This is a genomic window from Couchioplanes caeruleus (genome assembly GCF_023499255.1).
Classification (GTDB): domain Bacteria; phylum Actinomycetota; class Actinomycetes; order Mycobacteriales; family Micromonosporaceae; genus Actinoplanes; species Actinoplanes caeruleus_A.
In genome coordinates, this window is record NZ_CP092183.1 from 7,518,575 (window position 1) to 7,531,695 (window position 13,121).

The window sequence follows — 13,121 nt, forward strand, 5'->3', positions numbered from 1 at the left end:
ACACCCCCCGCCTGAGCGCGGAATTATCTGGAGGATTCGCCCGTGACGCCACCGCCCTACTACGGACAGCAGCCGCCGCCCGCCGCGGGCAACGACAAGACGACGCTCTGGGGTGTCCTGGGCATCGTCTTCGCGTTCTGCTGCTGGCCGCTCGGCATCGTCTTCGGTGTGCTGAGCCTGCTCGAGGCCCGCAAGGTCGGCAAGCAGCCGACCCTGGCCTACGTGACCTTCGGCATCATCGTGCTGGCCCTGATCGTGAACATCATCCTGGCCGCGACCGGCGCGCTGTCGAACCTGACCTCGCCCTGATCTCTCAAGGGCCCGCGACGGGCGTTCCGGCTCCGGCCGGGACGCCCGTCGTCCATTTCAGCCCACTCCCCCGGCAGCCAACCGACGCGCTCCACCCCGACGCGGCGCAGCGCAGCTCGGCTCAGCGCGACCCGGCGCGGCAGAACGGCGCGACGTGCCCCCCGCCGCAACCCGGCGCGACGCGACCGAGCGCGGCGGAACCGCCGGCGCGTGACCCCGCGCCACCCCGACGCGGCGCGACGCACCGACTGGCCGCAGGCCTACTTGTGATGGACCGGCGCCCGGAACGCCCGTCCCGCCGCCGCGCCGATGCACGCCGACACCCCGACCACCACCGTCGCGATGAAACCGACCTGCCACGGCACCGGCCCGATCTCCGCCATCCTGCCGCTGCCCAGCGGCCCGCCTGACAGCCACGACAGGATGCCCAGCACCAGGCCCGCCACCGGACCGGCGATCGCTGCGGATGCGAGCACCAGATGCCAGGCCGGTTCCACCGGGGCGGGTTCGCCGGGCTGGGACGGGTGGCGGCCGTCGACCAGGTGCCCGTCCACCACGTGATGGACGCCCATCAGCCGTCGGGTCAGCAGCCAGCCCGCGGCCATCGCCGCGAGGACCGGTACCGCGAGCAGGGCAGCGCCGCTCGCGCCCATCGGGCCGTTGGGCAGGCCCGCCAGCAGCGGCAGTGTCGGCAGGGGGCCGACGGTCAGCTCGGTCAGGCGTACGGCGGAGTCGGTGCCGAGCAGGAATCCCGGGCCGAGCAGGTACGCCGCCGCCCACACCACGCCGTTGGCCCCGTACGCCAGGCTGACCAGGGTGATGCCCGCCTGCCCCGCCACCCCGGTGCGGTACGCGCCGATCATGTCGGCCGCCTGGCCCCCGCCGATCGCGACCGACAGGCCGGCGAACGCGGCCCCGGCGGCGAGGATCAGCAGGGCCGCGACGACGCCGGTACGCAGGCCGTGCCGCAGCGGCGGCGGCATGCGGCGGGCGACGACGACGAGGGCTTCCGTGCTGCGCAGGGAGCCGATGAGGGAGAAGACCAGCCCGGCCAGGAAGAGGTGGAGCGCGGCGCGGCCGGGGCTCACCGCGGTGCCGCGGCCGTCGACCACGAGGGCCGCCAGCGTGCCGAGGATTCCGTACGCGATCCCGATCGTGGCCGCGACCAGCAGCGCGGCCCGCGGCGAACCGCTGCGCCGGGCCCCGATGGCACGGGTGACGTGCAGCCCGGCGCGGTTGAGCCGCCACCCGGCGAGCAGCGTCAGCAGCAGCGGCGCGAGGCCGAGCGGGCCGATGGACGTGCCGATCGGTACGCCGTGCCCGAGCAGCCACCCGGCAAGCCCGGCATGGGCGGCGCCGCCGAGCCCGCCCTGCCCCTCGAGTGTGCGGGCGAGCCCGATGACCGCCGCCACGGGCACGTACGACAGCAGCGCGGCCCACAAGGTCGCGAACGCCGCGGCGACCGGGAGGGGTGCCCGCCGGCTTCTGTACTCGGCGGGGCGGCGCTGACCGGGAAGCTTGACCGTCTGGTGATTACGCGGGTCGACGCGGACCGTGGGCCGGTTCCGCGGATCGATCCCGACGGTGGCGTGCTCGCCCCCCGCCCCGGAACCGGCGGACGCCGAACCGTCCCTGGCCGAGCCACCCCCGCCGGCAGGACCGCCCGTCCCGCCCCCGCCGGCAGGACCGGGCGTGGCGGGCCGGACGCCGATCGAGACGGTCTCCCGGGCGATGGCGAAGTCGTCGTCGTCAGCGTCGTCCCCACGCAGCGGCGCAGCGGCCCCGGACCGCGACGCCCCGGAACTGGCCGGGCCGGAACGGGCCGCCCCAGAACGGGCCGGGCCGGAACTCGCCGGGCCGGAACTCGCCGGGCCCGACGGCGCGCCGGGGTCGGTTCGCGGGCCGCGGGCAGCGTCGTCGGTGGCCTCGGCGGCCTCGACGGGGTCCCCCGAGCCGGCGGGTCGACCGTCGGGACGGTCGGGTGTGGTCGGCATCGCCAACTACTTTTCCACGCCGGGCGGCCTGCGGCGACGCGAAAACCGCGACGCGCCGCCACGCAGCGTCGAAACAGCCCCGCACGACGACGCGCCGCCGGCCGGAGCCGCCGACGCAGCGCCACCGCGTCCCGGAACGACCGGATACGGCGACGCGCCGCCGAGCGGACCCGGCAGGTCCGTGCGGCGGCGCGTGCGTGGCCGTACCAAGATCAGCTCATGACCTCGCGCATGAGGCGCGCGGTCTCGCTCGGCGTCTTGCCGACCTTGACGCCGGCGGCCTCGAGGGCCGCCTTCTTGGCGTCCGCCGTGCCGGCCGAGCCGGAGATGATCGCGCCCGCGTGGCCCATGGTCTTGCCGGGCGGCGCGGTGAAGCCGGCGATGTAGCCGATGACCGGCTTGGTCACGTTCGCCTTGATGAACTCGGCCGCGCGCTCCTCGGCGTCACCGCCGATCTCACCGATCATCACGATCGCGTCGGTCTCCGGGTCGTCCTGGAACGCCTTGAGCGCGTCGATGTGGGTGGTGCCGATGATCGGGTCGCCGCCGATGCCCACGCACGTCGAGAAGCCGAAGTCGCGCAGCTCGTACATGAGCTGGTAGGTCAGCGTGCCGCTCTTGGACACCAGGCCGATGCGGCCCGCCGGGGTGATGTCGGCCGGGATGATGCCCGCATTGGACGCGCCGGGCGACGCGATGCCGGGGCAGTTCGGGCCGATGATGCGGGTCTTCTGCCCCTGGGCGATGTTGTGCGCCCAGAACGCCGCGGAGTCCTGCACCGGTACGCCCTCGGTGATCACCACGGCGAGCGGGATCTCCGCGTCGATGGCCTCGAGCACGGCGGCCTTGGTGAACGCCGGCGGGACGAAGATCACCGACACGTCCGCGCCGGTCTCCTTCATGGCCTCGCCGACGGAGGCGAACACCGGCAGCGAGGTGCCGTCGAAGTCCACCGTCGTGCCGGCCTTGCGCGGGTTCACGCCGCCGACCACGTTGGTGCCCGCGGCGAGCATGCGGCGGGTGTGCTTCGAACCCTCGGAGCCGGTCATGCCCTGGACGATGACCTTGGAGCCCTTGGTGAGCCAGATAGCCATGTCGTCACTTCCCCGCAGCCGCGAGCTCGGCGGCACGCTCGGCCGCACCGTCCATCGTGTCGACCCGCTCGACGAGCGGGTTGTTCGCCGAGTCCAGGATCGCCCGGCCGGCCTCGGCGTTGTTGCCGTCGAGGCGGACCACGAGCGGCTTGGAGACGGCCTCCCCGCGCTCGCCGAGCAGGGCGAGGGCCTGGATGATGCCGTTGGCGACCTCGTCGCAGGCGGTGATGCCGCCGAAGACGTTGACGAACACCGACTTGACCGACGGGTCGCCGAGCACGATCTCGAGGCCGTTCGCCATCACCTGGGCGCTGGCGCCGCCGCCGATGTCGAGGAAGTTGGCCGGCTTGACGCCGCCGTGCGCCTCACCGGCGTACGCGACCACGTCGAGCGTCGACATGACCAGGCCCGCGCCGTTGCCGATGATGCCGACCTCGCCGTCGAGCTTGACGTAGTTGAGGTTCTTCTCCTTGGCGGCCTGCTCCAGCGGGTCGACCGCGGACTGGTCCACCAGCGCCTCGTGGTCGGGGTGACGGAAGCCGGCGTTCTCGTCCAGGGTGATCTTCGCGTCGAGCAGCAGCACCCGGCCGTCGCCGACCTTGGCGAGCGGGTTGACCTCGACCAGCGTGGCGTCCTCGGCCACGAAGGCCTGCCACAGCTTCTGCGCGATCTCGACGATCTGCTCGGACACCTCGGCCGGGAACTGCGCCGCGGTGACGATCTCCCGGGCCTTGGCCTCGGTGACGCCCTCGTTCGCGTCGACAGCGATCTTCGCGACCTTGTCCGGCTGCTCCTCGGCGACCGTCTCGATCTCCATGCCGCCGGCGACGCTGGCGATGCAGAGGAAGGTGCGGTTGGCCCGGTCCAGCAGGTAGGAAAAGTAGTACTCCTCCTGGATGTCCGCGGTCTCCGCGAGCATCACCTTGTGCACCGTGTGACCCTTGATGTCCATGCCCAGGATGTCGGTCGCGCGGGCCTCGGCCTCGTCGGCGCCGTCGGCGAGCTTGACGCCGCCGGCCTTGCCCCGGCCGCCGACCTTCACCTGCGCCTTGACGACGACCTTGCCGCCCAGGCGCTCGGCGATCGCACGCGCCTCCTGCGGGGTCTCGGCGACGCCGCCGCCCAGCACGGGCAGCCCGTGCCGTTCGAACAGGTCGCGCCCCTGATACTCGAACAGGTCCACGTGTCTCCTTTCGCTCGCGACGCTTGCCCCGGCAAGCCGCGTACCTGCGTCCCGACCTGTGTGCGCGGCGCGTCGTTGCGTCGCCGCCAGCGTGAGAAGAAATGTCGGCCCGGTGGTGCCAGCGGACCTCGTTTCGAAGCCTAGCCATCGTCCCCGTGCGCGCCTCCCGGCGGGTGCGTGGTGTGCAAGAACCCACAATCAAAACCGTCCGGGGGGTACGCAGGACGGGGCCGCCACCCGCAGCACCGGGGCTGGACCGCCTCCGGCGGCTACCGCGAACAGGCCGTAACCCCTCCAGGCCGTCGCCCGCCTCCGCCTGACCGGCACCTTCCGGCCGCCTCCGGCGGCCGCGAGGCCACCGACCCCCCATCGCCGTGTCCACGGGCCGACGTCCCGCAACTCCGCGCCCAGCCGACGCGGTAGCCGACGACTGCCGACGCCTCACCCCGCCGCCCAGCCGACGCGGAAGCGGAAGCGGACGGAGAACGACGGCCCTGACCCGGCCGCCCGGCTGACGGTGAGGCCGACGACCAATGACGGCCCTGACACCGCCGCCCAGCCGACGCTGAGGCCGACGACTGACGACGGCCCCAGCCCCGCCGCCCAGCCGATGCGGAAGCCGACGACGGCCGACGGCTCACCCTCGTCGCCCAGCTGACGCGGAAGCCGGCGGCCGGGGACGGTCGGGACCCGGGAGCGGGCCGGCCGCGGTAGCCGCCGGAGGCGGTCCAGCCCCGCTGCTGCGGTCGTGAACACGGTCCTGCGTACCCGTGAAACGATCTTGAAATCCCTCGTAACCGCCCACGGAGCGCGTCGTTGAGTGTGATGTCGGAGCGCTGAGCGACGACGAAAGCGGCCGATGCCCTGTCGGTCGAGGGGTGGCGGCGGGGCATCGTGCATGAGGGGCCGGACGTGTGAGGGGTGCGTCCGGCCTCTCCCCTTAACTCTTCGCAGTTATGCGGTGACTATTAGCGTCACGAAACGGGTGCGGCGACATTGGCGCGTACCCATTCGATGATGGACGCGGTCGTGGCACCCGGCGTGAATATGCGGGCGACACCCAGCTTCTCCAGTTCGGCAATGTCGTCGGCCGGAATGATGCCGCCGCCGAATACCACGATGTCTGATGCGTCACGTTCGGCCAGGAGTTCCAGAACCCGGCGGAACAGCGTCATGTGCGCACCGGAGAGGACGGACAGGCCGATCGCGTCGGCGTCCTCCTGGACGGCGGTCTCGACGATCTGCTCGGGCGTCTGGTGCAGGCCGGTGTAGACGACCTCCATGCCGGCGTCACGCAGGGCACGGGCCACGACCTTCGCGCCCCTGTCGTGCCCGTCCAGGCCCGGCTTGGCCACCACGACCCTGATCCGTGCTTCCATCTGCGACCCCTTCGGCGCGCGACGACTGACGACCTTAACGAACGGTAACCCGGCTCGGTTGAACCGTGGTAGCCGCCGCTCCGTACTACCGGCCGGCACCGGCCACCCTGGCGATCGAGCGCAAGCACCGTTTACCGTATTCCACGTCACATGACTTTCCGTTCCGAGTGCCGTTACTCACAGGCATCACTGCGCGACCTCCGAAAAGATGACCAACTCGGACATTAGCCCCCGAATGCCCTGACAGAACTGTCAGGGAATTGGCGGTGCGACTTGTGACCGGCGTTGCGTTTGGTTACCGTGGCTCCCGGCTGTCAACCGGTTAACTCCGGACCGACCGCCCGGCAAACCACCGTTCAGCTTCAGTTCCCCCCACGGTGGAAGCCGTTCTTTGCCATCGACGGAGGGTTGTTCGTGCGTCAGCGCTTGTCGTCTGAGCCCGACCGCTATCGCGGCCGTCGTCGCGTCCCCACACCTCCGCGCAGCCGGTATGCGGCCGTCGTCACGTCGGCCTTCGTCGGCGCCGGAGTCGTGGCCCTCGGAGCCGCCTCGCAGCTCCCGGACGCCAAAGCAGTCAGCCCCACGGTCCTGCAGAACCTGGAAGAGGCCTCGGTCGCCCAGGACGCGCTCGCGGACCGCTCCGCGGACGACGACCGCGCGTCCCGCAGCGAGGACCGCGGCGTCAGCACCAAGGTCAGCGAGGAGGAGGCCGCCGAGCAGGCGTGGCTCCTGCCGCTCGGGGACTACGAGTTCACCTCGGCGTACGGCGTCCGCTTCGGCAAGCTGCACGCCGGCATCGACCTGGCGGCCCCGGAGGGCACCCCGTACAAGGCGGTCCACGCGGGCACGGTGACGTCGGCCGGCTACGCCGGGGGCTACGGCTACGCGGTCACCGTCAAGCACGACGACGGCACCGAGATGATCTACGCGCACTCCCGCCGCCTCTTCGTGAAGGCCGGCGACAAGGTCAAGGCGGGTCAGGTCCTCGGCCAGGTCGGCAACACGGGCTACTCGTACGGCACCCACCTCCACCTCGAGGTGCACGTCAACGGCGCCCCCACCGACCCGATCGTCTTCCTCCGCAACCACGGCGTCGACATCAAGCTCAAGATCGAGTCTGTGCTCGGCACGCTCGCCGCTTCCTGAGTCCGCTCCCGGCAGCGTCTCCTCCGGATTCCGGCGGCCTCACCCCGCTCCCTGGGCTTCCTGCAGGGGCTGGCCTTCCCAACGGGGGCTTGCGGTCCCGGCTTTCCCGCGCTCCGCCAGCGGGGCATTTCCGCACCGGCCTTTCCACACCGGGGTCTTCCGCGCCGGACTTCCTCGGCTCGGGCTTCCTCGGCTCGGGCTTCCTCAGCTCGGGCCTCCTCGGCTCGGGCCTCCCGAGGCCGGGCTTTGCCGCGCTCCGCGCGAGACAAGCGGACGCCTCACGCCGGCGTGATCGCACCGGGGCCTCAGCGCCCCCGGCCCGTCCTCCCCGCTCCACGCGAGACCCCCCTTGCCTTCCTCCACGCGACCCTCGCTCACGCCCACTCCCCCTGCCAGAGGCTCCCGGGCCACCCGTTGATACCTCCCGGCAACCATCCCGGTAGCAGCCGCGCCGCCTCGCTCATCATCGGCCGGAGCGTGCCGACAGGCAGACGTCGGACGATGTCGCAGCCCTGGAGGAACAGCCCGCCGTGCAGCACCGAGCCCCCCGGAACGTTCACGGCCGCCACCGCCGTACGGCCCCGCTGCACAGCCACCGCGCACCCCGCGAGCCGATCGCCGAGAAGGGGCGCTACGCCGTGGCCGCCGCGCTGGTGGCCGGCGTGAGCGTGGCCGGTGTGTCCGCCGCCGGCGACAGCGCCTCCCCGGCCGGAGCCGTCGCGAGGAGCGCCCAGAACGCCGCCACGGCCCCCTCCACCGCGCCGGCCCCCGCCACATCCGCCGACGCGAACGGAGGCGCGAGCGCCGCCCCTGGACCCCCCTCGGCAGCCGCCGGATCAAGCGCGGCGGGCCCTGGATCGGCCGCAGCACCGTCGGCCGCCGGCGTGTCGACGGGACCGTCCGCCGCGGGCACCGGCGCGACGGCCGGCGACCCGACGGCCGGCGACGCGCTCTCCGGCCTGTCCTTCATCCCGCAGCTCCGTAAGGCCAAGCCGCTCCCGCAGTGGGTCAACCCGCTGCCCGAGGGCGCGGTGACCTCCTGCTTCGGCCAGCGCTGGGGCCGCCTGCACGCCGGCGTCGACCTCGCCGCGCCGAGCGGCACCCCGATCCACGCGGCCGGTGCGGGCATCGTGGTGTCGGCCGGCGCCGAACAGGGCTACGGAAACGCGGTGCTGATCGACCACGGGAACGGGTACCTCACGCACTACGGCCACATGTCGGAGATCACGGCGAAGCTGGGCCAGCGCGTACGGCCCGGCGACGAGATCGGCAAGGAGGGTTCGACGGGGCACTCGACGGGCCCGCACCTGCACTTCGAGGTGCACGAGGGCAGCTACAAGAACCCGATCGAGCCGACGGCCTGGATGCGCGAGCACGGCGTCGACATCCCCGGCTGCACGAGCTCCTAGATCTTCTCGATGGGCGCGTGCCGCAGCACCAGCCACATCACCTGGTCGCCGAAGTCGATCTGCGCCCGCGCCCCCGGCCCGTGGCCCTCCACCGTCACGACGCGGCCGAGGCCGTACCGCTGATGGTTGACGCGGTCGCCCGCCGCGACCTTGGGGGCCTGCTTCATCTCGCTGGCGGTGGTGAGCTTGCTGGCGTCCACGCCGAGCCGTTCGGCCAGCCGCTGCGCCTTGGGCGTACCCCCGGCGAAGCCGCCGCCGCGACCGTAGTCGCGGCCGTGGTCCCCGCCGCGACCGCCCACGCCGCCGCCGGTACCGGACCATGACGTGTACGAGCCGGCCGTACGCTCCCAGCGCACCAGCTCCGACGGCAGCTCGTCGGTGAACCGCGACGGCGGGTTGTACTGCGGCTGCCCCCACGCGGAACGGGTGACCGCGCGGGACAGGTAGAGCCGCTGGCGGGCGCGGGTGATGCCCACGTACGCCAACCGGCGCTCCTCCTCCAGCTCGGTGTTGTCGCCGAGCGCGCGCATGTGCGGGAAGACGCCGTCCTCCAGGCCGGTCAGGAAGACCACCGGGAACTCGAGGCCCTTCGCGGTGTGCAGCGTCATGAGCGTGACCACGCCCTGGTGGTCGGGGTCGTCGCTGGGGATCTGGTCGGCGTCCGCGACGAGGGCGACCTGCTCGAGGAAGCCGGCCAGCGTCGCGGCCTGGGTGTCGTCGTCCTCCTCCGCCTGCGCCTCGACGCGTTCGGTGTACTCGCGGGCGACGCTGACGAGCTCCTGCAGGTTCTCGACCCGGCCCTGGTCCTGCGGGTCGAGGCTCTCCTCCAGCTCGGACAGCAGGCCGGAGCGCTGCAGCACCGACTCCAGGACCTCCTCGGGCGGCGCGGTGCGGGAGAGCTCGCGCAGGTCGTCGAGGAGCTGGACGAAGTCGGTGATGCTGTTCACCGCGCGGGTGGAGATGCCCGGGGCGTCCTTTGCGCGGCGCAGGGCCTGGCCGAAGGAGAGGCGGTCGCGTGTGGACAGTGCCTCGATGCAGGCCTCGGCACGGTCGCCGATGCCTCGCTTCGGGGTGTTGAGCACCCGGCGGATGCTCACGGTGTCGTCGTCGTTGACCACGGCGCGCAGGTACGCGAGCGCGTCGCGCACCTCCTTGCGCTCGTAGAAGCGCACGCCACCGACCACCTTGTACGGCAGCCCGACGCGGATGAACACCTCTTCGAAGACACGCGACTGGGCGTTCGTACGGTAGAAGACCGCGACGTCTCCCGGACGCACCTCGTGGTTGTCGCAGAGCCGGTCGATCTCGCGGGCGACCCAGTCGGCCTCGGCGTGCTCGGTGTCGGCGACGTAGCCGACGATCTGCTCGCCGGCGCCCTGGTCGCTCCACAGCCGCTTGGGCTTGCGGCTGGTGTTGCGGTCGATGACGGCGTTGGCCGCGGAGAGGATCGTCTGGGTGGAGCGGTAGTTCTGCTCGAGCAGGATCGTGCGGGCGTCCGGGTAGTCGCGTTCGAACTCGAGGATGTTGCGGATGGTCGCGCCGCGGAACGCGTAGATGGACTGGTCGGCGTCGCCCACCACGCACAGCTCGGCCGGGGGCACCTCGCCGCCGGACGGGCCGACGAGCTCGCGGACCAGCGTGTACTGCGCGTGGTTGGTGTCCTGGTATTCGTCGACGAGCACGTGGCGGAACCGGCGCCGGTACGCCTCAGCGACGTGCGGGTGCGACTGGAACAGGTGCACGGTCGCCATGATGATGTCGTCGAAGTCCAGCGCGTGCGCCTCGAGCAGACGGCGCTGATACAGCTCGTACGCCTCCGCGACGGCACGCTCGTTGGGACCCTTGGCCTTCTCCTTGAAGTCGGCGGGGTCGACGAGCTCGTTCTTGAGGTTGGAGACCTGCGCGGCCAGCCCACGTGCGGTGTAGCGCTTCGGGTCCAGGTCGAGCTCGCGGGCGACGAGCTGCATCAGCCGCCGGGAGTCGTCGGCGTCGTAGATGGAGAACGTGCTCTTCAGGCCGGCGTGCTCGTGTTCGGCGCGGAGGATCCGGACACAGGCCGAGTGGAAGGTCGAAACCCACATCAGCCGGGCGCGGGGGCCGACGAGCGCGGCGACCCGCTCCTTCATCTCCCCCGCCGCCTTGTTGGTGAACGTGATCGCGATGATCTCGCCCGGATGCACGTCGCGCTCGGCCAGCAGGTAGGCGATCCGGTGGGTCAGCACCCGGGTCTTGCCCGAACCCGCGCCGGCCACGATGAGCAGCGGCGACCCGGCGTGGGTCACCGCGTCGCGCTGCGGGCCGTTGAGGCCGGTCAGCAGCGACTCGGGGTCGAGGCGCCGGGCGGCGGGCCGCCGGGGCGGCTCCTGCTGGACCGGCGGCACCGCGAACAGGGGCTGGGAGTTTTCCGGAAGGACTCGCATCGCGCGGACAAGTGTATGCCCGGGGTCCGACAATCCGAGGAGGGGAGCCGCGAAGGGAGGATCCGGACCAAATCGCCGTACGCCGATACAGGCGCAACCAACCTGTCACTCGGAAGTAGTAGCGCTGACCAGCGTCGATACACCAGGCTGTCGAGGTTGGTTGAACCGTAACCCGACCGGGAGACCGAAGACTATGGACCACCCCCGCCGTCGCGGCCGGGCTGTGCTGCGCCACCTCGCCGTACCAGCCCTCGCACTGGCTGTCGTCGCCACCCTGCCGATGACGCGCTCCGAGCAGGCGCAGGCCGCTCCGCAGTACCTGCCCGGCATGGCGCCCGCCGCCGTGTCCTACGGGCTGCCCGCCGGGCAGACCGTCAAGGGGCAGTTCCTCAGCTACAACGACTTCCACGGCGCCATCGACCCGCCCTCCGGGTCCGGCGCCGTCGTGAACGGCACGCCCGCGGGCGGTGTCGAATACCTCGCCACGTACCTGCGCAACCTGCGCGCCGAGGCCGCTCGCGAGGGCCGCTCGACGCTGACCGTCGGCGCCGGCGACCTGATCGGTGCGAGCCCGCTGGTCAGCGCCGCGTTCCACGACGAGCCGACGATCGAGCTCATGAACGAGGTCGGCCTGCAGGTGTCCTCGGTGGGCAACCACGAGTTCGACGAGGGCGTCGACGAGCTGATCCGCATGCAGCGCGGCGGATGCCACCCGGTGGACGGCTGCCAGGACGGCGACGGGTTCGGCGGCGCGAAGTTCAGCTACCTCGCCGCGAACACCATCAACAAGAAGACCGGCCTGCCGATCCTCCCGCCCATCGACATCAAGTTCGTCAAGGGCGTACCGGTCGGCTTCGTCGGCCTCACCCTCGAGGGCACCGCCGGCATCGTCAACCCGGCCGGCATCCAGAACGTACGCTTCGCCAACGAGGTCGAGACCGCCAACAAGTGGGGCAGCCTCCTGAAGCTCTTCGGCGTCAAGGCGCAGGTCCTGCTGCTGCACCAGGGCGGCCAGCAGAACGCGTCGGAGCAGGTGCCGGTCCCGGGCGTCTCGGATTGCGACAACTTCACCGGCCCGGTCGTCGACATCGTCAAGGACCTGAACCCCGAGTTCGGCCTCGTGGTCTCCGGCCACACGCACCGCTTCTACGCTTGCACGCTGCCCAACGCGAAGGGCTCCTCGGTGGTCACCAGCGCCGGCACCAACGGCCAGCTGGTCACCGACATCGACTACAGCATCGACCGGCGCACCGGCCGGTTCGCCGAGATCACGGCGCAGAACGTCGTGGTCCAGAACGGCGTACCGGACGGCAAGGGCGGCTGGCTGAAGGACGCCAACGGCGTCTTTCTGAAGAACCCCGACACCGTCGACCCCAAGGCCAAGAAGGTCGCCGACAAATACCGTACGGCGGTCGCGCCGATCGCCAACCGCGTGGTCGGCACGATCACGGGCGACATCGTACGGACCGCCGGCGCCAACGGTGAGTCCCCGCTGGGCGACGTCATCGCGGACGCGCAGCTCGCGTGGACGAAGAACAACGGGGCCCAGATCGCGCTCATGAACCCGGGCGGCATCCGCGCCGACTTCGACGCCGAGGCGTCCGCGGGTGGCGAGGCCGACGGCAAGGTCACGTACGGCGAGGCCTTCACCGTCCAGCCGTTCAACAACCTGGTGGTGACCCAGACGCTCACCGGCGCGCAGCTCAAGGACGTGCTCGAGCAGCAGTTCGTGGGCTTCGGCGGGCAGACCACCCAGCGCATCCTGCAGGTGTCGGCCGGTCTGACGTACACGTGGACCAGCACGGCGGCGCCCGGCTCCAAGGTCAGCGCGCTCGCCCTCAACGGCACGCCGATCGACCCGGCAGCCACGTACCGGGTCACGACGAACGACTTCCTGGCCAACGGCGGCGACGGCTTCACCAACCTGAACGTGAAGGTGGACCGCACCACCGCGCCGGGCTTCGACATCGACGCCCTGGTCGGCTACCTGGGCGCCGGCACGCCGGTCGCGCCGGGCCCCGCGAACCGCATCACCAAGGCGGGCTGAGTCCCCTGTTCCCACGCTTCGGGCCGTTTCCTTGCGAGGCGGCCCGGGCCGGGGGCATACTCGGTCCGTGATTCAGACCGCGCGATTTTTTTACTACGGCACCGGAGGTCCGGCGGCCGTAGGACGCGTCTGAACGACAT

10 protein-coding genes are annotated in these 13,121 nt (G+C 71.7%); 4 read left to right on the forward strand and 6 right to left on the reverse strand.

Features of this window, described 5'->3' with window-relative positions; genetic code table 11:
• Positions 1-42: 42 nt before the first annotated feature.
• Positions 43-309: a DUF4190 domain-containing protein gene (locus tag COUCH_RS34665; RefSeq protein ID WP_249609377.1), complete on the forward strand. Its 267-nt coding sequence runs from the start codon at positions 43-45 to the stop codon at positions 307-309.
• A 260-nt stretch (positions 310-569) separates the two neighbouring features.
• On the opposite strand, the gene COUCH_RS34670 is transcribed toward COUCH_RS34665, so the two are convergent.
• From COUCH_RS34670 to COUCH_RS34690, 5 genes are all read right to left on the reverse strand, one after another.
• Positions 570-2,303 (reverse strand): cell division protein PerM, encoded by a 1,734-nt coding sequence (locus COUCH_RS34670; protein WP_249609378.1) that lies wholly within the window; start codon positions 2,301-2,303, stop codon positions 570-572.
• A gap of 212 nt (positions 2,304-2,515) precedes the next feature.
• On the reverse strand, positions 2,516-3,397 hold the full coding sequence (sucD, locus tag COUCH_RS34675) for a succinate--CoA ligase subunit alpha (RefSeq protein WP_249609379.1): 882 nt from the start codon (positions 3,395-3,397) through the stop codon (positions 2,516-2,518).
• Between the two features lie 4 nt (positions 3,398-3,401).
• Positions 3,402-4,580, reverse strand: a complete 1,179-nt coding sequence (gene sucC / locus COUCH_RS34680; RefSeq protein ID WP_249609380.1) for an ADP-forming succinate--CoA ligase subunit beta — start codon at positions 4,578-4,580, stop codon at positions 3,402-3,404.
• 441 nt (positions 4,581-5,021) lie between these two features.
• Positions 5,022-5,336: a hypothetical protein gene (locus tag COUCH_RS34685; protein ID WP_249609381.1), complete on the reverse strand. Its 315-nt coding sequence runs from the start codon at positions 5,334-5,336 to the stop codon at positions 5,022-5,024.
• 218 nt (positions 5,337-5,554) lie between these two features.
• Positions 5,555-5,959: a cobalamin B12-binding domain-containing protein gene (locus COUCH_RS34690; protein ID WP_249609382.1), complete on the reverse strand. Its 405-nt coding sequence runs from the start codon at positions 5,957-5,959 to the stop codon at positions 5,555-5,557.
• Between the two features lie 414 nt (positions 5,960-6,373).
• On the opposite strand from COUCH_RS34690, the gene COUCH_RS34695 reads away from it, so the two are divergent.
• Both COUCH_RS34695 and COUCH_RS34700 read left to right on the forward strand, forming a co-directional pair.
• Entirely contained in the window at positions 6,374-7,105 is a 732-nt protein-coding gene (locus COUCH_RS34695) for a M23 family metallopeptidase (protein WP_249609383.1), read from the forward strand.
• Positions 7,106-7,989: 884 nt separating this feature from the next.
• Positions 7,990-8,514, forward strand: coding sequence for a M23 family metallopeptidase (locus tag COUCH_RS34700; RefSeq protein ID WP_249609384.1), 525 nt, complete (start codon positions 7,990-7,992; stop codon positions 8,512-8,514).
• Here the strand turns inward: COUCH_RS34700 and pcrA are convergent.
• A complete protein-coding gene (pcrA, locus tag COUCH_RS34705) occupies positions 8,511-10,934 on the reverse strand; it encodes a DNA helicase PcrA (RefSeq protein ID WP_249609385.1) in 2,424 nt (807 codons plus the stop codon). The genes COUCH_RS34700 and pcrA overlap by 4 nt on opposite strands.
• A 193-nt stretch (positions 10,935-11,127) precedes the next feature.
• On the opposite strand from pcrA, the gene COUCH_RS34710 reads away from it, so the two are divergent.
• Positions 11,128-12,981, forward strand: a complete 1,854-nt coding sequence (locus COUCH_RS34710; protein WP_249609386.1) for a bifunctional metallophosphatase/5'-nucleotidase — start codon at positions 11,128-11,130, stop codon at positions 12,979-12,981.
• Positions 12,982-13,121 lie beyond the last annotated feature (140 nt).

What these genes read in the sequence shown, in the direction of transcription:
- sucD (WP_249609379.1), bottom strand. Translation starts at nt 3,397, where the DNA reads ATGGCTATCTGGCTCACCAAGGGCTCCAAGGTCATCGTCCAGGGCATG.
- COUCH_RS34670 (WP_249609378.1), bottom strand. Translation starts at nt 2,303, where the DNA reads ATGCCGACCACACCCGACCGTCCCGACGGTCGACCCGCCGGCTCGGGG.
- COUCH_RS34690 (WP_249609382.1), bottom strand. Translation starts at nt 5,959, where the DNA reads ATGGAAGCACGGATCAGGGTCGTGGTGGCCAAGCCGGGCCTGGACGGG.
- COUCH_RS34710 (WP_249609386.1), top strand. Translation starts at nt 11,128, where the DNA reads ATGGACCACCCCCGCCGTCGCGGCCGGGCTGTGCTGCGCCACCTCGCC.
- pcrA (WP_249609385.1), bottom strand. Translation starts at nt 10,934, where the DNA reads ATGCGAGTCCTTCCGGAAAACTCCCAGCCCCTGTTCGCGGTGCCGCCG.